19 protein-coding genes are annotated in these 23360 nt (G+C 70.8%); 9 read left to right on the forward strand and 10 right to left on the reverse strand.

Annotated elements, in window-relative coordinates:
* Nucleotides 1-284: 284 nt before the first annotated feature.
* The 3 genes from AB0D49_RS40115 to AB0D49_RS40125 all read right to left on the reverse strand — a co-directional run bounded on the left by AB0D49_RS40115 (nucleotide 285) and on the right by AB0D49_RS40125 (nucleotide 4112).
* A complete protein-coding gene (locus AB0D49_RS40115) occupies nucleotides 285-1133 on the reverse strand; it encodes a hypothetical protein (RefSeq protein ID WP_362768656.1) in 849 nt (282 codons plus the stop codon).
* A gap of 208 nt (nucleotides 1134-1341) precedes the next feature.
* Nucleotides 1342-2022, reverse strand: coding sequence for a response regulator transcription factor (locus tag AB0D49_RS40120; protein WP_362768658.1), 681 nt, complete (start codon nucleotides 2020-2022; stop codon nucleotides 1342-1344).
* A complete protein-coding gene (locus AB0D49_RS40125) occupies nucleotides 2019-4112 on the reverse strand; it encodes a histidine kinase (RefSeq protein ID WP_362768661.1) in 2094 nt (697 codons plus the stop codon). The genes AB0D49_RS40120 and AB0D49_RS40125 overlap by 4 nt, the downstream gene beginning before the upstream one ends.
* A gap of 119 nt (nucleotides 4113-4231) precedes the next feature.
* Here AB0D49_RS40125 and AB0D49_RS40130 point away from each other — a divergent pair, with 119 nt between their 5' ends.
* The 5 genes from AB0D49_RS40130 (at nucleotide 4232) to cseC (ending at nucleotide 9295) form a co-directional block, all read left to right on the forward strand.
* Nucleotides 4232-5251, forward strand: coding sequence for an A/G-specific adenine glycosylase (locus AB0D49_RS40130; protein WP_362768664.1), 1020 nt, complete (start codon nucleotides 4232-4234; stop codon nucleotides 5249-5251).
* A gap of 553 nt (nucleotides 5252-5804) precedes the next feature.
* A complete protein-coding gene (locus tag AB0D49_RS40135) occupies nucleotides 5805-6344 on the forward strand; it encodes a SigE family RNA polymerase sigma factor (protein ID WP_362768667.1) in 540 nt (179 codons plus the stop codon).
* Nucleotides 6332-6988: a hypothetical protein gene (locus AB0D49_RS40140; RefSeq protein ID WP_362768670.1), complete on the forward strand. Its 657-nt coding sequence runs from the start codon at nucleotides 6332-6334 to the stop codon at nucleotides 6986-6988. The genes AB0D49_RS40135 and AB0D49_RS40140 overlap by 13 nt, the downstream gene beginning before the upstream one ends.
* Before the next feature lie 238 nt (nucleotides 6989-7226).
* Nucleotides 7227-7934, forward strand: coding sequence for a two-component system response regulator CseB (gene cseB, locus AB0D49_RS40145; protein WP_362768673.1), 708 nt, complete (start codon nucleotides 7227-7229; stop codon nucleotides 7932-7934).
* A 17-nt stretch (nucleotides 7935-7951) separates the two neighbouring features.
* Nucleotides 7952-9295, forward strand: a complete 1344-nt coding sequence (cseC, locus tag AB0D49_RS40150) for a two-component system sensor histidine kinase CseC (RefSeq protein ID WP_362768676.1) — start codon at nucleotides 7952-7954, stop codon at nucleotides 9293-9295.
* Nucleotides 9296-9501: 206 nt separating this feature from the next.
* On the opposite strand, the gene AB0D49_RS40155 is transcribed toward cseC, so the two are convergent.
* Nucleotides 9502-11127 (reverse strand): MDR family MFS transporter, encoded by a 1626-nt coding sequence (locus AB0D49_RS40155; RefSeq protein WP_362768679.1) that lies wholly within the window; start codon nucleotides 11125-11127, stop codon nucleotides 9502-9504.
* Between the two features lie 148 nt (nucleotides 11128-11275).
* Here AB0D49_RS40155 and AB0D49_RS40160 point away from each other — a divergent pair, with 148 nt between their 5' ends.
* Nucleotides 11276-11872, forward strand: coding sequence for a TetR/AcrR family transcriptional regulator (locus tag AB0D49_RS40160; protein ID WP_362768682.1), 597 nt, complete (start codon nucleotides 11276-11278; stop codon nucleotides 11870-11872).
* A gap of 355 nt (nucleotides 11873-12227) precedes the next feature.
* On the opposite strand, the gene AB0D49_RS40165 is transcribed toward AB0D49_RS40160, so the two are convergent.
* On the reverse strand, nucleotides 12228-12905 hold the full coding sequence (locus AB0D49_RS40165) for a M23 family metallopeptidase (RefSeq protein WP_362768684.1): 678 nt from the start codon (nucleotides 12903-12905) through the stop codon (nucleotides 12228-12230).
* Between the two features lie 455 nt (nucleotides 12906-13360).
* On the opposite strand from AB0D49_RS40165, the gene AB0D49_RS40170 reads away from it, so the two are divergent.
* Both AB0D49_RS40170 and AB0D49_RS40175 read left to right on the forward strand, forming a co-directional pair.
* A complete protein-coding gene (locus AB0D49_RS40170) occupies nucleotides 13361-14008 on the forward strand; it encodes an HAD family acid phosphatase (RefSeq protein ID WP_362768687.1) in 648 nt (215 codons plus the stop codon).
* A gap of 69 nt (nucleotides 14009-14077) precedes the next feature.
* Nucleotides 14078-17221 carry an NACHT domain-containing protein gene (locus tag AB0D49_RS40175; RefSeq protein ID WP_362768690.1) on the forward strand — a complete coding sequence of 1048 codons (3144 nt, stop codon included), beginning with the start codon at nucleotides 14078-14080 and terminating at the stop codon, nucleotides 17219-17221.
* Between the two features lie 98 nt (nucleotides 17222-17319).
* On the opposite strand, the gene AB0D49_RS40180 is transcribed toward AB0D49_RS40175, so the two are convergent.
* Nucleotides 17320-19845 (reverse strand): ATP-dependent Clp protease ATP-binding subunit, encoded by a 2526-nt coding sequence (locus tag AB0D49_RS40180; RefSeq protein WP_362768693.1) that lies wholly within the window; start codon nucleotides 19843-19845, stop codon nucleotides 17320-17322.
* 539 nt (nucleotides 19846-20384) lie between these two features.
* On the opposite strand from AB0D49_RS40180, the gene AB0D49_RS40185 reads away from it, so the two are divergent.
* Nucleotides 20385-21242, forward strand: a complete 858-nt coding sequence (locus AB0D49_RS40185) for an SCO3374 family protein (RefSeq protein ID WP_362768751.1) — start codon at nucleotides 20385-20387, stop codon at nucleotides 21240-21242.
* Here AB0D49_RS40185 and AB0D49_RS40190 read toward each other — a convergent pair.
* The 4 genes from AB0D49_RS40190 to AB0D49_RS40205 all read right to left on the reverse strand — a co-directional run bounded on the left by AB0D49_RS40190 (nucleotide 21221) and on the right by AB0D49_RS40205 (nucleotide 23155).
* Entirely contained in the window at nucleotides 21221-21556 is a 336-nt protein-coding gene (locus tag AB0D49_RS40190) for an Lsr2 family protein (RefSeq protein WP_362768696.1), read from the reverse strand. The genes AB0D49_RS40185 and AB0D49_RS40190 overlap by 22 nt on opposite strands.
* A gap of 224 nt (nucleotides 21557-21780) precedes the next feature.
* A complete protein-coding gene (locus tag AB0D49_RS40195; RefSeq protein WP_362768699.1) occupies nucleotides 21781-22323 on the reverse strand; it encodes an amino-acid N-acetyltransferase in 543 nt (180 codons plus the stop codon).
* Between the two features lie 9 nt (nucleotides 22324-22332).
* Nucleotides 22333-22818: a BlaI/MecI/CopY family transcriptional regulator gene (locus AB0D49_RS40200; RefSeq protein WP_362768702.1), complete on the reverse strand. Its 486-nt coding sequence runs from the start codon at nucleotides 22816-22818 to the stop codon at nucleotides 22333-22335.
* A gap of 148 nt (nucleotides 22819-22966) precedes the next feature.
* Nucleotides 22967-23155 (reverse strand): hypothetical protein, encoded by a 189-nt coding sequence (locus AB0D49_RS40205; RefSeq protein ID WP_362768704.1) that lies wholly within the window; start codon nucleotides 23153-23155, stop codon nucleotides 22967-22969.
* Nucleotides 23156-23360: the final 205 nt, after the last annotated feature.

Below are 23360 nucleotides of genomic sequence, written 5' to 3' on the forward strand. Positions count from 1 at the left end.
TTCAGGCGAAGGCCGCCTCCGTGTACGGCAGTTGCCGAACCGGGTGATCAAGTTCGAGGGACCATTCGACACCGGACGTTAAAGATCAAGCTAAGCTCGCCGCTTCTCGTTACGGAACGGACCGCCAGTACGCCCGTCTCTGAACGGACGACAAGGGCGGCCGTTGCCGTGACGGACGTCCAGAGCGGCCGGTCCGGGACCGACTACAAGGGCGGCCGTTTCCCGGACGGGACGTCCAGGAGGCCGTTCCCGGACGGAGGTCCAAGGGCCGTCGGAATGGACCGTCAGTCCGCCGTCAGGACGAACGACGTCTGGACCTTCGTGAAGCCCGTCGCCCGCGCCTCGACCAGATACGTCCCGGCGCCCGCCCGGCCCGGGTCCGGGGTCGCGCACTCGGGCGCGCTGCGCTGACGGTCCCAGTCGAGGGTGTACGTGATGCTGCTCTCGGCGGGCACCCGGTACAGCAGATTGGCCGCGCCCCGGGGACAGTCCGCGGACGACCAGAACTCCGAGTCCTCACCGGCCTGAGTGATCGTCACGACGGCGCCCTTGGGACCGAGGTCCACCTTGCAGTCGCTCGTCGACGAGTTCCGGGCGATGAGCTGGAACTGCGCCTTCTGGTCCGGCGAGTAGGAGTTGCGGACACTGCGCACGGTCAGGGTCACGGAACCGGGCGCACAGGTGGCCAGCGGCGAACCCGCCGGAAGGGCGTCTCCCGCGCCGACACCCGTACCGCCCGCGGCGGTCCCGCTTCCGCCGGAGCCACCGGAACCGGCGCTTCCGTCGGTTCCGCCCGTCGAGCCCGAGGAGCCCTCCGAACCGTCGCCGCTGCCCGCGCTGTCGCCGCCCCCGGTGCCACCGCTTCCGCCGTCGCCGCCGCCGTCGTCCGACTCGTCGCGCCCGCCCGGGGCTTGGCTGATCGCGGGTCCGGACCTGGACGGTCCCGGGGTGATGGAGGGCGCGGGATTCTTGCTGTTGGACCCCTCGGCGCCGTTGTCGCCGCCTCCGCCGCCCGACAGCACGATCCAGGCGGTCAGCAGCGCCAGCAGGGCGACCACGGACACGAGGACGGCCCTCCGTCGCCAGTAGATGGAGGAGGGAAGCGGCCCGATCGGATTGCGCAGAGATCCCACGGCGCAAACTGTACGAGAGATCCACGCCGCCGCTCGCGCCACCCGCCGCCTGAAGCGCAACTTTTCCGGATCATCATCCCGGAAGCGCCCTTCACCGCACCCCGCTTACTCGCTGGGTCATGTATCGCTCACACCAGGTGATCGCATCGGCTCTTCGTCGTCCGGCGACACGCCGATCGCCGTTCCGGCGACGACAGTTGACGGCACGTCATACCAACCCGGCTTCGTAGGCCACGATCGCGGCCTGGACCCGGTTCCGTACTCCGAGTCGTTCCAGGACCGCGCTCATGTACGCCTTCACCGTGCCCTCCACCAGGTGCAGTCGGGCGGCGATCTCCGGGTTGGAGAGTCCCTGGCCGACGAGTCCGAGGACCTCGCGTTCACGCGGGGAGAGTTCCGCGACGCGGGCCCGCGCGGTGGCCTCCCGGCCCAGCCGTCCGCCTCCGGTGGAGGTGCCGGGCGTGGCGCTGCCGCCGCCCAGGTCGTCGATGATCCCCCGCGCCACCTTCGGCGACAGAAACGCGGCACCGCCCGCGACCGCCCGCACTCCGGCGATCAGTTCATAGGGGTCGCCGGACTTCAGCAGGAACCCGGTCGCGCCACCGCCGAGCGCGCGGGCCACATACGCGCGCTCCGAGAACGTGGTCAGCATCGCCACCGCCGTACCGGGCAGGGTGCGGACGATCTCCTCGGCGGCTGCCAGTCCGTCCAGGCGCGGCATACGGATGTCGAGAAGCGCCACGTCGGGACGGTGGGCCCGCGCGAGGGCGACCGCCTCGCGGCCGTCGCCCGCCTCCGCGACCACCTCGGTCTCGCCGCCGCTGGTGAGGATGGCCCGGACTCCCGCCCGGACCATCGCCTCGTCGTCGGCCAGCAGTACGCGGATCATGGAGCCGTTCCTTCCTCGGGGTGTGCGGTGCCGGGGCGTCCCGCGCCCGGGATCACGTCCTTGCCGATCAGCCGGTCCTCCGCGTCGTAGCAGAGCCGGAAGTGGTCGACGGAGACGAGGAGTTCGCCGCTGGAGCGGTAGTAGTCGCAGTGGGCGCCGGGTGGGGGCGCGGGCGCGCGGTCGGTGGGCGGGTCGGCGACCGCGCGGTCCGGCAGCAGGGGGCCGATCTCGGCGGCGGGCGCGCCGAGCCGCAGTTGGGCGTAGGTGTCGGGGCGCAGCACGGAGTGGGTCTCGGTGTACGCGTACCAGGCGAACGCCACGCCGATGAGGACCAGCCCGGTGCCGCCCGCGCCCCACAGGGCGAGGGCGGCGCGTCTGCGGGCGCGGGTGAAGGGGGCGGCGCCGTGTTCGGGGGGTGTGATCGTGTCGGGTCGGGGGCGGGCGGTCGTGGCCGGCTGCTGGCGAGTGGGGGTGGTCTTGGTCGCGTCCCGTCCAGAGGGCGTGGTCGCCTGTTGTCCAGAGGGCGTGGTCGCGGCTGGCTCCCGTCCGGAGGGCGTCGCCGTGGCCGCCTCCCGTCCAGGGATCATGGTCGCGACCGGCTCCCGTCCGGGCGGCGGCGCCGGGACGGACGGGGTACGGCTCCGCCGCCCCTCCCCCGCTCGTTCCGGCACCCATACCCGCACCCGGAAGCCGCCCGCGTACGGCCCTTCCTGCGGGGGTCCGGCCGCGAAGGTGCCGCCGACCGCGGTCACCGCCGCCCGTAGACCCAGAAGTCCTGAACCTCCTCCCGTCGGGCGGGAACTACTCTGCGTGGCCGGACCGTTGGAGACTGTGACGGCGGTGCCCTGGTCCTCTCCGGTCACGGTCACCACGACCGTCGCGCCGGGCGCGTGCCGGGCCGCGTTGGTGAGCGCCTCCCTCACCACGCGGTGCAGCAGGCGTTCGGTGATCCCACCCGGCTCGGGCATGGGCGCGGGTCGTGTGTCGGCCCGTTCCCAGCGCACGGGCAGGCCGGACTCGGCGGTGCGGGCGACGAGTTGTTCGAGGGTCTCGCCCGCCGGGGCGAGCGGAGCGGGTTCGTCGTCGTCCTCGCGCAGCACGCCGATCACCCCGTGCAGCCGGTCGGTGGCCTCGGCAGCCGCCGCGCGGAGGTCGGCCACGGCGGCGCGATGGTGCGTGGGGAGGTCGGGGGCGACCTGGAGGACGCTCGCGCGCAGGGCGATCAGGCTGAGGTCATGGCCCAGGGAGTCGTGCATGTCCTGAGCGATCCTGGCCCGTTCGCGCAGCCGGGCGCGTTCCTCGGTGTGGCGCTGCTCGTCCTCCAGGCGGGCGGCGCGCAGCCAGCCGGCCTCGGCCAGTTCCCGGCCCTGGCGCCGGTGCCGTCCGGCGAGCCATGGAAAGACACAGCAGAAGAGGAGGGTGCACATGAGGACCAGCCATTCCGGCGCCGGGTCGACCCCCAGGAGCGCGATCCGCGCGGTACCGGCGCAGCCGAGGGCGGTGAAGCAGAGGGCTGCCGGGCGCATACGGCGGGCCCGCAGTCCGAGCAGCAGCGCCAGGGTCGCGAGCGCGGGGGCGTACGCGAGGCTGAACAGGGCGGGGGCGGCGGCCAGGCTCAGCGCCGCGGTCAGCGCGAACGCGGCCAGCGGCGCGCGCCGCGACACGGCGACCGCCACGGCGAGCACGGCGGCACCGGCGAGTCGCTGCCACAGCGGGCGTGGTTCGTTCAGTCCGAGGAGTTCCGTGGTGGCGACGGGGGTGGCCAGGCAGGCCCACAGTGCGGTGTCGCGGGCGCGGTGGGCGCGGGAGGTCTTGTGTCGGGGGGTGTCGTGTCGGGAGGCGGCGGGCTCTGTCCGGGTCGTGTCGGGCTCGGTGTGGCCTGCCGCGCGGGGGCCGCGCCCACGGTGGCCTGCCGCGCGGGGGCCGCTCCTGGTGCCGTTCGCTGTCGTTGCCTGGGGGCCGTTCGCTGTCCCGGCCTCGGCGTCGTGCACCGTCCCAGCCTCGGCGTTGGCCGCGGCCCCGGCCTCGGTGATCGCCGGTACGCCGAAGCCGTTCCCGTCGCTCCCGCCGTCCCTCCGTACGCCCTCCATCCGTAGGACGCTACAAGCCGTCCGGGCGGCGGCGCTCCTGCCGATCGTCAGGTGGGGTCGTCCCCAAGGGTGGCGGTTCGCCCAAGTCAGGGCCTTGGCATGGCAGGATCGGAATCGCCATGACTGCGCCCACGAAGCTCCCCCACAGCCCACTCGCCGACGCGTCCGGCGATTCCTCTTCCTCCCGGCCCGGCGGATCACCCGCACCCCAGGAACGGACCCCTCTCGAAGAACAGGTGCACGGCGAGGGACACGGCCCGTCCCGGGGACGGGATCTGCACTCCCCCGTCATCGACTGGTTCGACGAGCACGCGCGTGACCTGCCCTGGCGGCGGCCCGAAGCCGGGTCGTGGGGCGTGATGGTCAGCGAGTTCATGCTTCAGCAGACACCGGTGAGCCGGGTTCTGCCGGTGTACGAGCAGTGGCTCGCGCGCTGGCCCCGCCCGGCCGATCTGGCCGCGGAGGCGCCCGGCGAGGCGGTGCGCGCCTGGGGGCGGCTCGGGTACCCGCGCCGGGCGCTGCGGCTGCACGGAGCGGCGGTGGCCATAACGGAACGGCACGACGGGGACGTACCGACGGAGCACGGTCAGTTGCTGGCGCTGCCCGGGATCGGGGAGTACACGGCGGCGGCGGTGGCCTCCTTCGCGTACGGGCAGCGGCACGCGGTGCTGGACACCAATGTCCGCCGGGTGTTCGCACGGGCGGTGACGGGTGTGCAGTACCCGCCGAACGCCACGACGGCGGCGGAGCGCAAGCTCGCGCGGGCGCTGCTGCCGGACGACGAGGCGACCGCGGCGCGCTGGGCCGCGGCCTCGATGGAGCTGGGCGCGCTGGTGTGCACGGCCAAGAACGAGGAGTGCCACCGCTGCCCGATCGCCGCGCGGTGCGCCTGGCGGCTGGGCGGGAAGCCGGAGCACAGCGGGCCGCCGCGGCGCGGGCAGACGTACGCGGGGACGGACCGGCAGGTGCGGGGCAAGCTGCTCGCGGTGTTGCGGGAGGCGCACGGGCCGGTGCCGCAGACGGTGCTGGACCGGGTGTGGCACGAGCCGGTGCAGCGGGCGCGGGCGCTGGACGGGCTGGTGGCGGACGGGCTGGTGGAGCCGTTGCAGGGCGGGCTGTACCGGCTGCCGTCGAGCTGAGCCGGGGCTCACTCTTGCGTCGCCGTCGCCCTCACCTTGCCCTTGCCCTTGCCCGTCCCCGCCTCGCCCTTGTCCGTGCGACGGGGGCGGCGCGGCCTGGCCTCACCGAACCCGACCCGGCCCGGCCCAGCCCGGCACGGTCGGCCCAGCCCCGCAGGACAGGGCACGACACGACAGGCATGGCACGGCACAACCCCGTACGACACAACCCGCACAACCCGGCACGACACACCCCACACCACACGGCTCCGCACGGTGAATGTGACGGTTCGCCGCGCGACCCTGGCGCCTCTTCCGTAACAGCCGACCGCTCACCAGTGCGACAAATCCCCCTTTAGCCGCACCATCCGACCTGGCGTTTTATCCGTTTCCTCCCTTCGTTACACAACCGACGGACAGCCGCGCGCTGTCCGCAGGCTGCCTCGCACAGTGCCGTGACAACGCCTCCGTAGCTTTCTTTCCATGCCCGGCAGGACGGGGCGACTACGGATCACAGGCGAAGAAAACACCGGTCTACAGGCGGGCCGGTGACGGGGAGCGGGAGGGGTCGGTCATGGCGCAGGGCGAGGTGCTGGAGTTCGAGGAGTACGTCCGCACACGGCAGGACGCGCTGCTGCGCAGTGCCCGCCGACTGGTGCCGGACCCGGTCGACGCCCAGGACCTGCTCCAGACGGCGCTGGCGCGGACGTACGGGCGCTGGGACGGCATAGCGGACAAGCGGCTCGCGGACGCCTATCTGCGCCGGGTGATGATCAACACCCGGACCGAGTGGTGGCGGGCGCGCAAGCTGGAGGAAGTCCCCACCGAACAGCTCCCGGACGCGTGTGTGGACGACTCGACCGAGCAGCACGCGGACCGCGCCCTGCTGATGGATGTCATGAAGGTGCTCGCCCCGAAGCAGCGCAGCGTGGTCGTGCTGCGACACTGGGAGCAGATGTCCACGGAGGAGACCGCCGCCGCCCTCGGCATGTCGGCCGGTACGGTCAAGAGCACGCTGCACCGGGCGCTGGCCCGGCTCCGCGAGGAGCTGGAGGCGCGTGACCTGGGCGCACGCGCGCTGGAGCGTGAGGAGCGGGAGCGTTGCGCGGCTTGACCGGCGCGGGGTCCACCCGGACCCGTACCCCTTTGTCGGCGGCGATGGCGGCCACGGCCGTGTTCGCCGCCCTCTCTCTGCTGGTCGCGGCCTGCGGCGCCGGTGGCACCGGCGCCCGGGACGAGGGCCCGGCCAACGCCGACGCGCTGACCGGCGGTGCGGCGGCCCCCAGCGCCCCGGCCTCCGCGACGCCGAGCACGGAGGACGCCGTGCGGCTGGTGAAGGAGGACCCCAAGGTCTCCCCCGCGGTCAAGCGGGGGCTACAGCCATGTGTGGCGGATGAGTACCCGGTCGACGTGTCGTACGGGGATCTGACCGGCGGTACCGCCGACGATGTCGTGGTCAACGTGCTGACCTGCGGGGACGCGGTGGGCGTGGGGTCGTATGTGTACCGGGACGAGGGCGGTGATTACGAGAACGTGTTCTTCACCGAGGAGCCGCCCGTCTACGCCGAGATAGACCGGGGCGATCTGGTCGTCACCAAGCAGGTCTACGATCGCGGCGACCCGGTGTCCAATCCGTCCGGTGAGAACGTGATCACCTACCGCTGGACCGCCGGGAAGTTCGCCGAGAAGTACCGCACGCACAACGACTACGGCAACACGACCGGGGAAGAGCCGCTCCCGGCCCCGGAGATCAACTGACCGGCTCCCGTCCCGCGAACGGACAGCCGGACAGACGGACAGGCAGCCGGACCCGAGCACGGCAGCAGCCGCTGTGTACGGGCGCGGGGCGGACGGCAGCGGCGGCGGCGCGGACGGGCGCCAAGAAGCACGATCACCGCAGGACACAGCCGCGGCGGACACAGACACACCAGAACACAGGCACACCAGAACACAGACGCGGCAGACGACAGACGCAGCGGAAGACAGAGAGCACCGGATGGCAGAGCAGACCCACGTCCTGTTCGTGGAGGACGACGACGTCATCCGCGAAGCCACGCAGCTCGCGCTGGAGCGGGACGGCTTCGCGGTCACGGCGATGCCCGACGGTCTGTCGGGCCTGGACGCGTTCCGCGCCGACCGGCCGGACATCGCGCTGCTGGATGTGATGGTGCCTGGCCTGGACGGGGTCAGTCTGTGCCGCCGTATCCGGGACGAGTCGACGGTCCCGGTGATCATGTTGTCGGCGCGGGCCGACTCGATCGACGTGGTGCTCGGGCTTGAGGCCGGGGCGGACGACTATGTGACCAAGCCGTTCGACGGGGCCGTACTGGTGGCCCGTATCCGGGCCGTGCTGCGCCGGTTCGGACATGCCGGTGGGGCGGCCGGGCAGGCGGAGGAGCAGACGGCGGCGGCCACCGGGGGCGTGCTGACCTTCGGGGACCTGGAGATCGACACCGAGGGCATGGAGGTGCGGCGCGCGGGTGAGCCGGTCGCGCTGACCCCGACCGAGATGCGGCTGCTGCTGGAGTTCTCGGCCGCGCCGGGCACGGTGCTCTCGCGCGACAAACTGCTGGAGCGGGTGTGGGACTACGGCTGGGGCGGTGACACCCGGGTGGTCGACGTCCATGTGCAGCGGCTGCGGACGAAGATCGGGCAGGACCGTATCGAGACCGTCCGTGGCTTCGGCTACAAGCTCAGGGCCTAGGCGGGGCGGGGCAGCCGATGTGGGGGACGCTCCGCCGTATGGTGCCGCTGACGGTGGACCGCAGCGGGCTTCGTACGGGGCTCAGATGGAAGCTCAGCGCGGCGATCGCGCTGGTCGGCGCGCTGGTGGCGGTGGCGCTCAGCCTGGTGGTGCACAACGCGGCCCGGGTGTCGATGCTGGACAACGCGCGCGATCTCGCCGATGAACGGGTGCAGATCGCGCAGCGCAACTACGAGCTGTCGGGGCGGGCCAACTTCCCCGGCATCAAGATCGACGATCCGGAGCTGCCGGCCGAGCTGCGCGAGAAGGTGGAGCGGGGGCGGCGGGCCACGTTCGTGGCCGACGAGTCCGGCGGGGTGCCGGACATATGGGCGGCCGTCCCGCTCAAGGACGGTCATGTGCTGTCCCTCCACACCCGCTTCACCGACAGCAGCACGGACATCCTCAACGATCTCGACCAGGCGCTGATCATCGGCTCGATCGCGGTGGTGCTGGGCGGCAGCGCGATCGGGGTGCTGATCGGGGCGCAGTTGTCACGGCGGCTGCGCAAGGCGGCCTACGCGGCGAACCGGGTCGCCAAGGGCGATACGGAGGTGCAGGTCCGGGAGGCCATCGGCGGGGTGGTGCGGGACGAGACCGACGATCTGGCGCGGGCCGTGGACGCGATGGCGGACGCGTTGCGGCAGCGGCTGGAGGCCGAGCGCCGGGTCACCGCGGACATCGCGCACGAGCTGCGCACCCCGGTGACCGGGCTGCTCACCGCGGCGGAGCTGCTGCCGCCGGGCCGTCCCACGGAACTGGTCCTGGACCGGGCCAAGGCGATGCGCACGCTGGTGGAGGACGTGCTGGAGGTGGCGCGGCTCGACGGGGCGTCGGAGCGGGCCGAGTTGCAGGACATCATGCTCGGGGAGTTCGTGTCCCGGCGGGTCGCGGCCAAGGACCCCGAGATCGGGGTGTCCGTGGTGCACGAGTCCGAGGTCACCACCGATCCCCGGCGGCTGGAGCGGGTGCTGTTCAATCTGCTGGCCAACGCCGCGCGGCACGGGCGTCCGCCCATACAGGTCATCGTCGAGGGCCGGGTGATACGAGTCCGCGACCATGGGCCCGGCTTCCCCGAGGAACTGCTCGCCGACGGGCCGAGCCGGTTCCGTACCGGCAGTGAGGACCGCGCGGGGGTCGGTCATGGTCTGGGGCTGACCATCGCGGCCGGTCAGGCGCGGGTGCTGGGCGCCCGGCTCACCTTCCGCAATGTCCGCAGGCCCGGCGCCCCGGAGCACGTCCCGGCGGAGGGGGCGGTCGCTGTGCTGTGGCTGCCGGAGCATGCGCCTACGAACACGGGGAGCCATCCGATGTTGCCGTAGGGGAGGGGTAGGGGTGGGCCTGGAGATACGGGTACGGGTCGGTGGGGCGCGGTCGCGGGGGGCCCTACGGGTCGGTGAGGAGTGGTCGCCGGGGGCTACGGGTCGGTGAGGGGGGCGGGGTGCGGTCGCGGAGTGCGGTCGCGGAGTTGCAGGCGCAGAGCGCGGCCGGCAGCCCCTGAGAGCGCCGTCGACCACACCCCACCTGCTCACACCGACTCGGCCAACGGCGCCTTGGCCGAGCCGCCCTCACCGGTCCCGGCGTCGTCCGCCGCCGGCTCCTTCGCCGGGGAGGAACCCCGCAGCGGGACCTCCTTCACGAAGAACGCCGCGATCACCACCACCACGGCCACGACCGCGCCCAGCAGGAACGCGGAGTGCGTACCCGACGACACCGCGTACTGGTACGCCTCGCGGGCCGCGGCCGGGAGCTTGGCCAGGCTGGCCGCGTCGAGCTGGGCGGACTGCTCCGTGGCCTGGGAGCCGAGGGCACCGGCCCGCGCGCTCATCTCGTCCAGCACCCGGTTGTTGAACAGCGCGCCCATGATCGCGACGCCGAAGGAGGAGCCGAGGGTGCGGAACAGGGTGGTGGAGGAGGACGCCACGCCCATGTCCTTCATCTCCACGCTGTTCTGCGCGACCAGCATGGTGATCTGCATCAGACAGCCCATGCCAAGACCGAGCACGGCCATGTAGATCCCGGACGTCAGCCGCGAGGTGCCGGTGTCCATCTGGGCCAGCAGGAAGAGCCCGGTGGTCATCAGTACGCCACCGACCAGCGGGAACACCTTGTAGCGGCCGGTGTTGGTGGTGACCCGGCCCGCCACCATCGAGGTGACCAGCATCGCGCCCAGCATCGGCAGGAGCAGCAGCCCGGAGTTGGTCGCGGACGCGCCCTGCACGGACTGCTGGTAGAGCGGCAGGAAGAGCGTGGCGCCGAACATCACGAAGCCGGTGACGAAGCCGATGACCGACATCAGGGTGAAGTTGCGGCTGCGGAAGATGTGCAGCGGGAGAATCGGCTCGGGGGCCCTGGTCTGCCAGAACACGAAGCCCACCAGCGCGGCCACGCCGATCCCGGTCAGCTCCATGATCCGCGCGGAGGTCCAGGCGTACTCCGTACCGCCCCAGGTGGTGACCAGCACGATCGCGGTGATGCCGAGGGTGAGCAGCAGCGCCCCCGGGTAGTCGATCCGCGCCTGCTGCCGCTTGCGGGGCAGGTGCAGGACGACGGTGATCAGGGCCAGGGCGAACACGCCGAGCGGCAGATTGATGTAGAAGGCCCAGCGCCAGCCCCAGTTGTCGGTGATGGTGCCGCCGACCAGGGGGCCGCCGATCATCGCGAGCGCCATGACGGCCGCCATCATGCCCTGGTACTTGCCGCGCTCCCGGGGCGGGATCAGATCACCGATGATCGCCATCACACCGACCATCAGACCGCCGGCGCCCAGCCCCTGGACCGCGCGGAACCCGATCAGCTGGCCCATGTCCTGGGCCATACCGCTGAGCGCGGAGCCGATCAGGAAGATCACTATGGAGACGAGGAAGGTGCTCTTGCGGCCGTAGAGATCGCCGAGCTTGCCCCAGATCGGGGTGGCCGCGGCGGTGGCCAGGGTGTACGCCGTGACCACCCAGGACAGATGCTCCAGACCGCCCAGCTCACCGACGATCGTCGGCATCGCCGTGCCCACGATCATGTTGTCCAGCATCGCGAGCGTCATCGCGATCATCAGGGCGAGCAGGACGACCCGGACGCTCCTGGGCTGTTTTCCGTCCTCTGTCGCCGCTTCCCCCGTCGTGGCCGGTCCCCCCGCCACTGCCGTCGTCTTCGCCATCTCTCCGGCGCCCCCATCCACTGCTCGTTCCGCCCTGTTCCGCTTACTTGCCGACCGGCTAGTGCCACTACGCCGTGAAGCTACTGGCGCTACTAGCCGGGCGTCAAGTAAGTTTTATGGAAAGTCGCGAAGGAGGAGGATGGGCGGCATGGCCGGGACCACAGAGCGCACGGAGAGCACCAAGCAGCGGCGGCGCGGGGACACCCGGCAGCGCATCCAGGACGTCGCACTGGAGCTGTTCGCCGAGCAGGGATACGAGAAGACGTCCCTCCGCGAGATCGCCGAACGCCTCGATGTCACGAAGGCGGCGCTCTACTACCACTTCAAGACGAAGGAAGAGATCATCGTCAGCCTCTTCGAGGATCTGACGAAACCGATCGAGGACCTGATCGAATGGGGCGGCAGCCAGCCCCACTCACTGGAGACCAAGCGCGAGATCCTGCGCCGCTACGGCGCCGCCCTGTCGGACGCGGAACCATTGTTCCGCTTCATGCAGGAGAACCAGGCGACCGTACGGGAACTCAGCATCGGCGAGATGTTCAAGAACCGGATGATGGGCATGCGCCAGATCATCATCGATCCGGACGCGGCCCTCGCCGATCAGGTGCGCTGCATCAGCGCCCTGTTCACCTTGCACGCCGGCATGTTCGCCGTACGCGATCTGGACGGGGACCCCGAGGACAAGCGGGCGGCCGTCCTCGATGTCGCCATCGACCTGGTGACCCAGGCTCACGGCGGGGCGTGAGCCGAGCGGGGGTCTGCCAGGGGTCTGCCGAGGCTGGGTGATCCGCCGGGGGCGGCGGCTCTCGGCGCGCCCGCCTGGTCTCAAGGAGGGGCGCCCTTCAGGACCCGGCCTCCGAGGACCGGTGCCCTCAGGAACTCGGCCGGTCATAGGGACCCGGCTCCAAGAACCCGGCCGGTCCTAAGGACCCGGCTTCAAGAAACCGGCCCTATGGACCCGCCCTCAGGAACCCGGCCCCATGGCCCCGGCTCCAGGAATCCGATCCCAAGGACCCGGCCTCAAGAGCCCGGCCCTATGGACCCACCCTCAGAACCCAGCCCCAGGGACCGGCCTCAGAGCCCGGCCCCAGGACCCGTTCTCAGAGGCTCAGGCCCTTGGCCCGCAGGAAGGACACGGGGTCCACGGCGGAGCCGTAGTTCGCGGACTTGCGGATCTCGAAGTGCAGGTGGGGACCGCTGGAGTTGCCGGTGTTCCCGGACAGGGCGATCTTCTGGCCGGTCTTGACTATCTGCCCGATCTTGACGTTGACCTGGGACAGATGGGCGTACTGCGAGTACATGCCGTTGCCGTGCTTGATGACGACGGCGTTGCCGTACGCGGGGCCGTCACCGGCGCCGTTGCCGCCGGCCTTGACGACCGTGCCGCCGTTGACGGCGTAGACCTTGGTGCCGGTCGGCACCGCGAAGTCCTGGCCACTGTGGGTGGCGGCCCAGCGGGCGCCGTTCTGCGCGTAGCTGGCGGTCTTCGTGTACTGCTTGACCGGCTTGACCCAGGAGGGGGTCGCGGCGGCCTGGGGCTTGGTGGCCGGAGCGGCGGCCTGCGCCTGGGCGGCGGCCTTGTCGGGAGCCTTGACCTGAGCCTCGGGCTTCGCGGCGGGCGCGGCGACCGGGGCCTTGGCGGGCGAAGACTGCAGCTCGGCGGCGACCGCGACCCCGGCGCCCAGGACGGCCGTGGTCCCGAGACCCGCGGCCAGGATGGCGGCGCGGGTGCGGAGCAGGGACGTACGGGGGGAACGGGACGTGACGCGCTCAAACATTTCGACCTCATGGGGACGGGGACAGGAAATCCACCCGGCGCACAGGCATCGGCCGGGTGGGCCATCCCTTGGTACCCCCGCCCCCCAGAAGCCCCCAAATGTGTGACCTACGACGGAATCTAGTACGCAAGCGGCAAAACCAACGACTCTTGACAGAGCCCGTATCCCGGGTGAATCCGGGCACCACAGCAGTCGCCCGCATGAGATTCAGAGGCATACGTCCCTTTTGCCCGTTTCATGATCTCCACTATTCCCTCTAGTAAGGGACAAATCGCCTGTGCGCCATGTCACCGCACTGCGGGGTCGGGCGACTCCGTGATGTGACCGGCGCTACTTCGTTACCTACCGCCTAGTAACCCCTCGGCCCCCTGACCGCCATCCTGCTGCCTAAGCATGCACACGACACATCACTGCCTGCGGTTTCGTGCCGTGGGCCCCCAGGCGGAAGGACCCCCATGACCAGCCGACGCTCCTGGACCCGTCGTACGGCCGCCACCGCCGTCGCCGCAGCGGCCCTCGTGGCGCTGGCCGCCCCGGCCGACGCCACGACCCCCACGTCCGGCCTAACGCCGACCCGTGTCACCACCGCCGTCGGCACCGGCGCCGCCGACGTCGACCACGCCACCTGGCAGCGCGACGTCCGGGCCGTGATGGACCGGGCACTGCCCCGGATCAAGCAGCGCATCGCCGGGACCCGGCCCGGCGAGAAGCAGGCGATCGTCCTCGACATCGACAACACCAGCCTGGAGACCGACTTCGGCTTCACCTACCCGCAGCCCGCCAACGAGCCGGTGCTGGAGGTCGCGCGCTACGCCCAGGCGCACGGCGTCGCCCTGTTCTTCGTGACCGCCCGCCCCGGGATCATCTCTCTGCCCACCGAGTACAACCTCGACCACGCGGGCTACGAGGTCTCCGGCCTGTATGTGCGCGGCTTCCTCGACCTCTTCAAGGACGTGGCCGCGTACAAGACCGCCCAGCGCGTCCAGATCGAGTCGAAGGGCTACACGATCATCGCCAACATCGGCAACAGCGCGACCGACCTGTCCGGCGGCCACGCGGAGCAGACGTACAAGCTGCCGGACTACGACGGCCAGCTCTCCTGACCGACCTGTCCCGGCCATCGGCTCCCGGTAGCCTCACCCCCGTTCGCTGGATCACGGGGGTGGGGCCACATGGAACCGGCAGCACTCGGCGCCCGGCTGGCCTCCAGCCTGATCGCGCCGCTCGTCCGCAAGCTGTTCGCGCCGGACGGCCCGGGAGCGGGCCTGGTCAGGGAGCCCGTACGGATCAGGAACCTGGTCGCCTTCCGCGGTGAGCAGCGCACGCTGGGTGAGCGGCACGTCCGGCGGCTGGCCGTACGGCTGGTGGACGGCGCCCTCGACACGCCGGGCGAGCCCCCGTTCCCGCACGATGAGCGACTCGCCGTGACCGACGCCCTCACCGCCCGGCTGCTCGCCCTCGGCACCCTGGAGATGGACGACGTCCAGGCCGTACGCCTGGGCCACATCGAGCTGGCCCGTACGCTGCGCGCACACGCCCGCCCGGCCGACGACACCGCGCTGGCCGGTCTCTCGGCGGACGCGGCGTATTTCCTGGAACGGGTGACCGAATGGGCCAGCCTCCAGATCCTGGAGTACTTCACCCGGCGGTCCACCTTTGTCGCCCGCACCCTGGTCGAACAGACTCGAACACAAGCACTACTCATCGAACAATTCGACGCCCTGCTGACCCGGATGCCCGCGCCCGCCGCCGAGGACGCCGCTTTCGAACGCAATTACCTTTCCTACGTCGGGAAGAAGCACGGCACGCTCACGATCTTCGGTATCGATCTCAGCAATTCACCGGACCGCTGGCCGCTGGATTCGGCGTATCTGAGTCTGGAGGCGACGGAACGGCTCCGTCTGGAGCCGAGCGGACGGTCATGCGCGGAGGCACCCGGCCGCGCGGTCGCCGCCGATCCCCTGCCCGCCGTACCCGTCTCCCCGCCCTCCGTCCCCGCCGATCAGGCGCTCGACGGCCATGACCGGGTGCTGCTGCGTGGGGCCGCCGGGTCGGGCAAGACGACCCTGGTCCAGTGGCTGGCGGTGTCCGCCGCGACCGGCCCCGGCGACCGGATGGCGTACCTCACCGGCCGCGTCCCCTTCGTCCTCCCGCTGCGCACCCTCACCCGCCACGGCGAGCGGCTCCCCGCCCCCGCCGCCTTCCTCACCGCCGTCGGCTGCCCCCTGGCCGGCGCCCAGCCCGACGGCTGGGAGACCCGTGTCCTGACCGGCGGCCGTGGCCTGATCCTGATCGACGGCATCGACGAGGTCCCCGAGGCCGAGCGCGAGCGCGCCCGCGCCTGGCTGCGCGATCTGCTGACCGCCTTCCCCGGCAACCGCTGGCTGGTCACCTCCCGCCCCTCCGCCGTCCGCGAGGACTGGCTGACCGCGGACGGCTTCACCGAGTTCACCCTCGCCGCCATGAACACGACGGACGTGACCTCCTTCGTACGGCGCTGGCACCGCGCGGCGGCCACCGGCGCCCCGGACGAGGACACCGCCCTCGCCACGTACGAGGCCCAGCTCCTCCAGGCCCTGCGCACCAAGCCCGACCTGGGCCGACTGGCCACCAACCCGCTGCTGTGCGGCCTCGTCTGCGCCCTGCACCGGGACCGGCGCGGCTACCTGCCGCACGGCCGCAAGGAGCTGTACGACTCGGCGCTCTCCATGCTGCTGGTCCGCCGCGACCGGGAGCGGGACATGGCCGTCCCCGCGCTGAGCGAGGAGCCCCAGCTCCAGATCCTCCAGCGCCTCGCCTACTGGCTGATCCGCAACGGCCGTACGGAACTGGACCAGGACCGGGCCGAGCGGATCGTCGCGGACGCCCTGCCGTCCGTACCGGCTGTGGCGGCCCTCGGGGACGCGGCGGCCGTCCTCGACCACTTCCTGATCCGGACCGGTCTGCTCCGCTCCCCCGGCCCCGGCACCCTGCATTTCGTGCACCGCACCTTCCAGGACTTCCTGGGCGCGCGGGCGGCGGTGGAGGCGGGCGATCTCGGGCTGCTGGCCGGGCACGCCGGGGACGACCAGTGGTCCGATGTGATCCGGATGGCGGTGGCCCAGGCGCGGCCCCGGGAACGTGCGGAGCTGCTGGACCTGCTGACCGGGCTGCCCGACCGCCGGGCCCATCTGCTGGCGATGGCATGCCTGGAGTACGCGACGGAGCTGGCCCCGGAGGTACGGGCGCGGGTGGAGGAGCGGGCCGCGCGGCTGCTGCCACCGCGTACGGCGGACGAGGCGCGGAATCTGGCCGAGGTGGGGCCGCTGGTGCTGGAGCTGCTGCCGGGGCCCGAGGGGCTGTCGGATGTCGAGGCGGAGATGGTGGTGGCGACGGCGGTGCTGGTGGGGACGGATGCGGCGGTGCCGGTGCTGCGGCGGTTCGTGGAGCATCGGTCATGGCGGGTGCGGATGGTTCTCGCCCGCGCCTGGTCCCGGTTCGACACCCGTCCCTACGCGGAGGAGGTGCTGGGGCGCCTCGGCTCGCGCACCTTCCTCCTCACCGTCACCACCGACGCGCAAGTACGCGCCCTGCCGCTGGTGGGAAACCTCTATTCCGTGCGAGTGGAAGGAGACCACGCACTCTCCGACCTGATCGGTTCGCTGCCCCAGGATGTCGAATACCTCCGGTTGGCGGACAATCCCCGGCTCAGCGATCTCCGGCCGCTCAGGGCGTTGCGCTCGCTGGTCCGCCTTGGTCTGGTGAACTGTCCAGGTGTGAGGGACCTTGCGCCACTGGGCGAGCTGCGGCTGCGGGAGCTGGTGCTGCTTGGCCTGTCGGACACGCGGGGCCTCGAAGTCCTGGACACCCTGACCAGCCTGTTCGCGGACTGCCCTCTCCCCGGGGGCCTGCGTGCCGTGTCCCGCAGCGCTCCGCTGAGCACGCTCGGCGTGAGCGACCTCACCGTCGCGGACGGCGGGTTGCACGGTGTGAGCCAGTGGCCCACTCTCCGACGTCTCGTCCTTCTGGATGCTCGCAGCCTGCCCCAGGGCTGGTCGGAGGTGACGAGCCTCCCGGCGCTTCGCACCCTGGAAGTGCCGTCAGCGATCGCCGCCACGGTGGATTCCGCTCCGGCGCTGCCGGGCGTCACCCGGCTGATCGTGACGTCCCTGGACCCCGCCCACGACCTCGCCCCGCTGGCCAGGCTGTGTCCCCGCACGGAGTACGTGGGCCTGTACGGTCCCCGTCCCGTCTCGGACCCGGATTTCCAGGCATACAGAAGCCTGTTCCCCCATGCGGAGGTCCGCTTCGACGCGACCGAGCACGGGATCTTCTGACCCCCGGAGGGAACCCGGGGAAGAACCGGGAGAACCCGAAGAGAAAGGGCCGGTACCCGAAGGCACCGGCCCTTTGCTCGTCCCTCACGGCGTGATCGTCACGCCTCCTTGCTCAGATTCGGCCCCGCCCCGCCGGCCGCCTGCTCGATCGGCGGTGCGTCGGGCAGCGCGGACTTCTCCTCGCCGCGGAAGGTGAAGGTCTTGCTCTCGCCCTCGCCCTCCGTGTCCACGACCACGATGTGGCCGGGGCGCAGCTCGCCGAAGAGGATCTTCTCCGACAGGGAGTCCTCGATCTCGCGCTGGATGGTCCGGCGCAGCGGCCGGGCGCCCAGCACGGGGTCGTAGCCCTTCTGCGACAGGAGTTCCTTCGCGGACTGGGACAGCTCGATGCCCATGTCCCGGTCCTTGAGCCGCTCGTCGACCTTGCCGATCATCAGGTCGACGATCGCGAGGATGTCGGCCTGGGTGAGCTGCGGGAAGACGACCACGTCGTCGACGCGGTTGAGGAACTCGGGCCGGAAGTGCTGCTTCAGCTCGTCCTGGACCTTGTTCTTCATGCGCTCGTAGTTGGTCTTCGTGTCGCCCTGGGCGGCGAAGCCCAGGTTGAAGCCCTTGGAGATGTCCCGGGTGCCGAGGTTGGTCGTCATGATGATGACCGTGTTCTTGAAGTCCACGACCCGGCCCTGGGAGTCGGTCAGCCGACCGTCCTCCAGGATCTGGAGCAGCGAGTTGAAGATGTCCGGGTGGGCCTTCTCGACCTCGTCGAACAGGACGACGGAGAACGGCTTGCGGCGCACCTTCTCGGTGAGCTGGCCGCCCTCTTCGTAGCCCACGTAGCCGGGGGGCGAACCGAAGAGCCGGGAGACCGTGTGCTTCTCGCTGAACTCCGACATGTCGAGGGAGATCAGCGCGTCCTCGTCGCCGAAGAGGAACTCGGCGAGCGCCTTGGACAGCTCGGTCTTACCGACACCGGACGGACCGGCGAAGATGAACGAGCCACCGGGACGCTTGGGGTCCTTCAGACCGGCGCGCGTACGGCGGATCGCCTTGGACAGCGCCTTGACGGCGTCGATCTGGCCGATGACCCGCTTGTGCAGCTCCTCCTCCATGCGGAGCAGGCGGCTGGACTCCTCCTCGGTCAGCTCGAAGACCGGGATGCCGGTGGCGGTGGAGAGGACCTCGGCGATCAGCTCGCCGTCGACCTCGGCCACGACGTCCATGTCGCCGGCCTTCCACTCCTTCTCCCGCTTGGCCTTCGCGGCGAGGAGCTGCTTCTCCTTGTCGCGCAGGGAGGCGGCCTTCTCGAAGTCCTGCGAGTCGATCGCGGACTCCTTGTCGCGGCGGACACCGGCGATCTTCTCGTCGAACTCGCGCAGGTCCGGCGGCGCGGTCATCCGGCGGATACGCATCCGGGAGCCGGCCTCGTCGATCAGGTCGATCGCCTTGTCCGGCAGGAAGCGGTCCGAGATGTACCGGTCGGCCAGGGTGGCGGCCTGGACCAGCGCCTCGTCGGTGATGGAGACGCGGTGGTGGGCCTCGTAGCGGTCGCGCAGGCCCTTGAGGATCTCGATGGTGTGCGACAGGGACGGCTCGGCGACCTGGATCGGCTGGAAGCGGCGCTCCAGGGCCGCGTCCTTCTCCAGGTGCTTGCGGTACTCGTCCAGCGTCGTGGCACCGATGGTCTGGAGCTCGCCGCGGGCCAGCATCGGCTTGAGGATCGAGGCGGCGTCGATGGCGCCCTCGGCGGCACCCGCACCGACCAGCGTGTGCAGCTCGTCGATGAACAGGATGATGTCGCCGCGGGTGCGGATCTCCTTGAGGACCTTCTTCAGGCGCTCCTCGAAGTCACCGCGGTAGCGGGAGCCGGCGACCAGGGCGCCGAGGTCCAGGGTGTAGAGGTGCTTGTCCTTGAGCGTCTCGGGCACCTCGCCCTTGACGATGGCCTGGGCGAGGCCCTCGACGACGGCGGTCTTGCCGACGCCGGGCTCACCGATCAGGACCGGGTTGTTCTTGGTGCGGCGGGACAGCACCTGCATGACCCGCTCGATCTCCTTCTCGCGCCCGATGACCGGGTCGAGCTTGGACTCACGGGCGGCCTGGGTGAGGTTCCGGCCGAACTGGTCGAGGACCAGGGACGTGGAGGGCGTGCCCTCCGCGGGGCCGCCGGCGGTGGCGGTCTCCTTGCCCTGGTAGCCCGACAGCAGCTGGATGACCTGCTGGCGGACACGGTTGAGATCGGCGCCCAGCTTGACCAGGACCTGGGCGGCGACGCCCTCGCCCTCACGGATCAGGCCGAGCAGGATGTGCTCCGTGCCGATGTAGTTGTGGCCCAGCTGAAGGGCCTCGCGGAGCGACAGCTCCAGGACCTTCTTGGCACGGGGGGTGAAGGGGATGTGCCCGGACGGGGCCTGCTGGCCCTGGCCGATGATCTCCTCGACCTGCTGACGGACCGCCTCAAGCGAAATGCCGAGGCTCTCCAGGGCCTTTGCGGCGACACCCTCACCCTCGTGGATCAGGCCCAGGAGGATGTGCTCGGTGCCGATGTAGTTGTGGTTGAGCATCCGGGCTTCTTCCTGAGCCAGGACGACAACCCGCCGCGCGCGGTCGGTGAACCTCTCGAACATCGTTAATCGCTCCTCAGAGCGGTCAGGCAGTGGGGGGAACTTCCCCTCCCTGTCCTTCCGCAGCTTAGTCCCGCAAGCGGGGACCGCTCATTCCAACTGCCGACACCGGACCGAGAACCACGTCTGCCTCCTGACCCCGAATGACGACAACAGCTCCAACCCGATGGTGCGAGACGATGTTCCCGCAGGCCAGGCAGTTACCCCTGCCATCTGTACGCCGATGGCGAACGCGAGACGGCCTTTCCTGCGTGTCGCCCCCTCCCACTAGGCATGTCTTACCCTCCGCCACTGACAGTCCATGCCGCGCGCCCTGGTTCCCTCCGCTACGGGCGAACAACCTTGCGCTGCCCCGCACCCCCACACGCCCCCATTTTCGCCACTCTCCGCATTCATAAACACACTCAGCGTAACTCCGTGGTCGGGAACCGGTTGCACGAGGCATGGCTGACGCCCTTTTCCCGTACGGCGGAGTCGGCGAGGCCGACAAGGCCGACGGGGTCGGTGTGGTCCCCGGCCCCCGCGGACCGCTGGACCTCGACATGACCTGCGGGGACGTGCGGCGGTGGTACGAGAACGAACTGGGCTGGCCGACAGTGCCCGGATCGCCGCTCCGGCTTCGGGTGGGTGTGCGCTTCGACGTCCTGGACGTACCGGCCGAGGCGGGGCGCGCCGGGCTGCGTCATCTGGCGCCGGGGTCTCCGGTGGCCTTGGTGGACGCGGGGGACGCGGGGGACGCGGGGGACGCGGGGGCGTCGGGGGCTGGGGCGGCTGTGGGCGCGGGTCCGGGGGGTGGGGCGGCGGGCGCCGGGGCGGGCGGGGGCGTCGCACTGAGAGCGGCGGGCCCGGACGCGGGCACAAGGGCGGGCGCGGGCATGAGGGCCGGCGCGGGCGCTGCGGGCGGCGGCCGGGGCGCGCGGAGCGGCGTCCGGATGCGGCTGCTGCTGGCTCCGGGGTCCGCCGAGGAGCTGCCGGGACTGCTGGACTGGCTGGAGTGGGGCGCGCTGGCCGCGGACCTCGATCTGGAGGCGATCGGGGCGGGCGGGGTGATGGCGGCGCCGGTGCCGCCGCGCCGCGCGGGGGCGGTCGCGGGGGTCACGAGGAACGCTGGGGGCGCGGAGAATCCGCTGCCTTCCCTGCGCGATGAGCCCCGTGAGGGTGCCTTGCCGGGGGCCGCCGTGTGGTTGCGGCCCCCCGAGCCGGGGTGCGAGGCGGAATCCTCGCTGCCGAGGCTGCCGACGCTGTCAGCACGGACCACGCGGACCGCGCGGTCGGGCCTGTCGGCCGTGGGGGGCGGTGGGGGCGCCCCCGATCTCGTACGGCTCGTGGACACGGTGGCCACTCACTGCCACCGCATCCGGCTGCGGCGCTCGTGCGCTCAGGCGTTGGCCTTCTCGTAGGCCTCGCGAATGGTCGCGGGAACGCGGCCACGGTCGTTGACCTCGTAACCGTTCTCCTTCGCCCAGGCACGGATCGCCGCGGTGTCCTGGCTGCCACCGGAAGCGGCGCGCGCCTTTCCACGTCCGCCCGAAGCACGGCCACCGGTACGCCGACCGCCCTTCACATACGGATCAAGAAGGCCACGCAGACTGTCCGCATTGGCCGTCGTGAGATCGATCTCGTAGGTCTTGCCGTCCAGCGCGAACGTCACGGTCTCGTCCGCCTCGCCGCCGTCGAGGTCGTCGACAAGAAGGACCTGAACCTTCTGTGCCACCGGATTTCCTTTCATCGATAACGTGAGGGCCAGGGTCTGCGGCGTCCGCCGTTTCGCCGCTCCCCTGTTATATGCAGTACGCAGTACGTCGGAAAGCAAACCGCTTTTGCTGGAAAAACACAAACCCCTGGGAGAGACTCACAGGGCGGCGGCCACCATGAAACATGCGCGTTTCGGACATAGGGAACCTGGGCAAGGGGGTACGGCGGGAAATGCCATGACGATCACAGATGCAGCAGCATCCGACTGTTGCCCAAGGTGTTCGGTTTCACTCGTTCGAGACCGAGGAACTCCGCGACGCCCTCGTCGTAAGAACGCATGAGCTCCGCGTAGACATCGGTGTCGACCGGTGTCTCACCGATCTCCACGAAGCCGTGACCGCTGAAGAAGTCCACTTCGAAGGTGAGACAGAAAACCCGGCGAACGCCCAGCCAGCGCGCGGTCTCCAGCAACTTCTCCAGCAACTGATGGCCCACTCCGGCGCCCTTGAGTCCGGGCTTCACCGCGAGAGTGCGGACTTCCGCCAGGTCTTCCCACATGACGTGCAGCGCGCCGCAGCCGACGACCTCGGCGTTGTCGTCGCGTTCGGCGACCCAGAACTCCTGGATGTCCTCGTAAAGGGTCACCGTCGCTTTGTCGAGCAGGATGCGGTCGCGGGCGTACGCGTCCAGTAGTGCGCGCACCGTGGGCACATCGCTGGTCCGGGCCCGTCGGACGGTGATGGCTTTAGCGGTGACTTCGGGGCTCTCTGCGCTCTGTGCGGACATGAACGGACGCTATCGCCCGCCGCCCTCCGGTGCCGCGCCGGGGTTCTCACCGGGCTTCTCGGCCGGGTTCTCGGCGGTCTTCTCCCCGGTGTTCTGGGGGGCGGCTTGCCCGGGTTCCGGTTCTTGTGGTGATTCCGGTCCCTGGACGATGCGGACGGCGTCGGCGAGGGCATGGCGCTGTTCCTCGCTCATCATGCCGAAGAAGGCGACGAGAGCCGCCGCCGGGTTGTCGCTCTGCGCCCATGCGTCGTTCATCAGGGCGGCGGCGTAGGCGGCCCTGGTGGAGACCGCCTCATATCGATAGGCCCGGCCTTCCGCCTCACGGCGGACCCAGCCCTTCTGATGGAGATTGTCCAAAACGGTCATCACCGTGGTGTACGCGATGGACCGTTCCTGCTGAAGGTCTTCCAGGACTTCTCGAACGGTCACCGGGCGGTTCCACTTCCACACCCGGGTCATGACGGCGTCTTCGAGTTCTCCCAATGGGCGAGGCACAACTCAGCACATTAGCGGGAGATACCGGTGATGACGTGATGGACGTGCGTCTTTACCGAAAAGAGGAACAAAACGGGCGGGTGGGGAGGGTGCGAGTGCCGGGGCGCGGCGCCGGACATGTGCGGCGCGCGTGCGGGAGGGCGAACGGTCAGTCGTCGGCCTTGGCGGTCGCGGAGGACGTCTGCCGGACGCTCTCCGCGCGCGCGAGGGCGGCGTCGACGGCCGCGTCCTCCTTGGTCTTCTGGGTCCCGCCCTGGGTCTTCACGATCACGCGGATCACACCGATGAAGAAGACGGCCATCACGGCGGGGGGCAGCAGCGCGGAGACGTAGTCCATGGGGCAAGGGTAGACGCGGGGTGGGGGGCTTGGGGGTGGGGGGGCTTGGGGCGGGGCGGGTGTGGGGGGTGGGTGCCGGGTGCTCGGTGCCGGGTGAGGGGCCTTGGGCGAGGGGCGCGTGTAGGGGGCGGGTGCCAGGTGCTCGGTGCCGGGTGAGGGGCCTTGGGCGAGGAGCGCGTGTAGGGGGCGGGTGCCAGGTGCTCGG

The organism is Streptomyces sp. NPDC048290, from assembly GCF_040652095.1.
Lineage (GTDB): Bacteria > Actinomycetota > Actinomycetes > Streptomycetales > Streptomycetaceae > Streptomyces.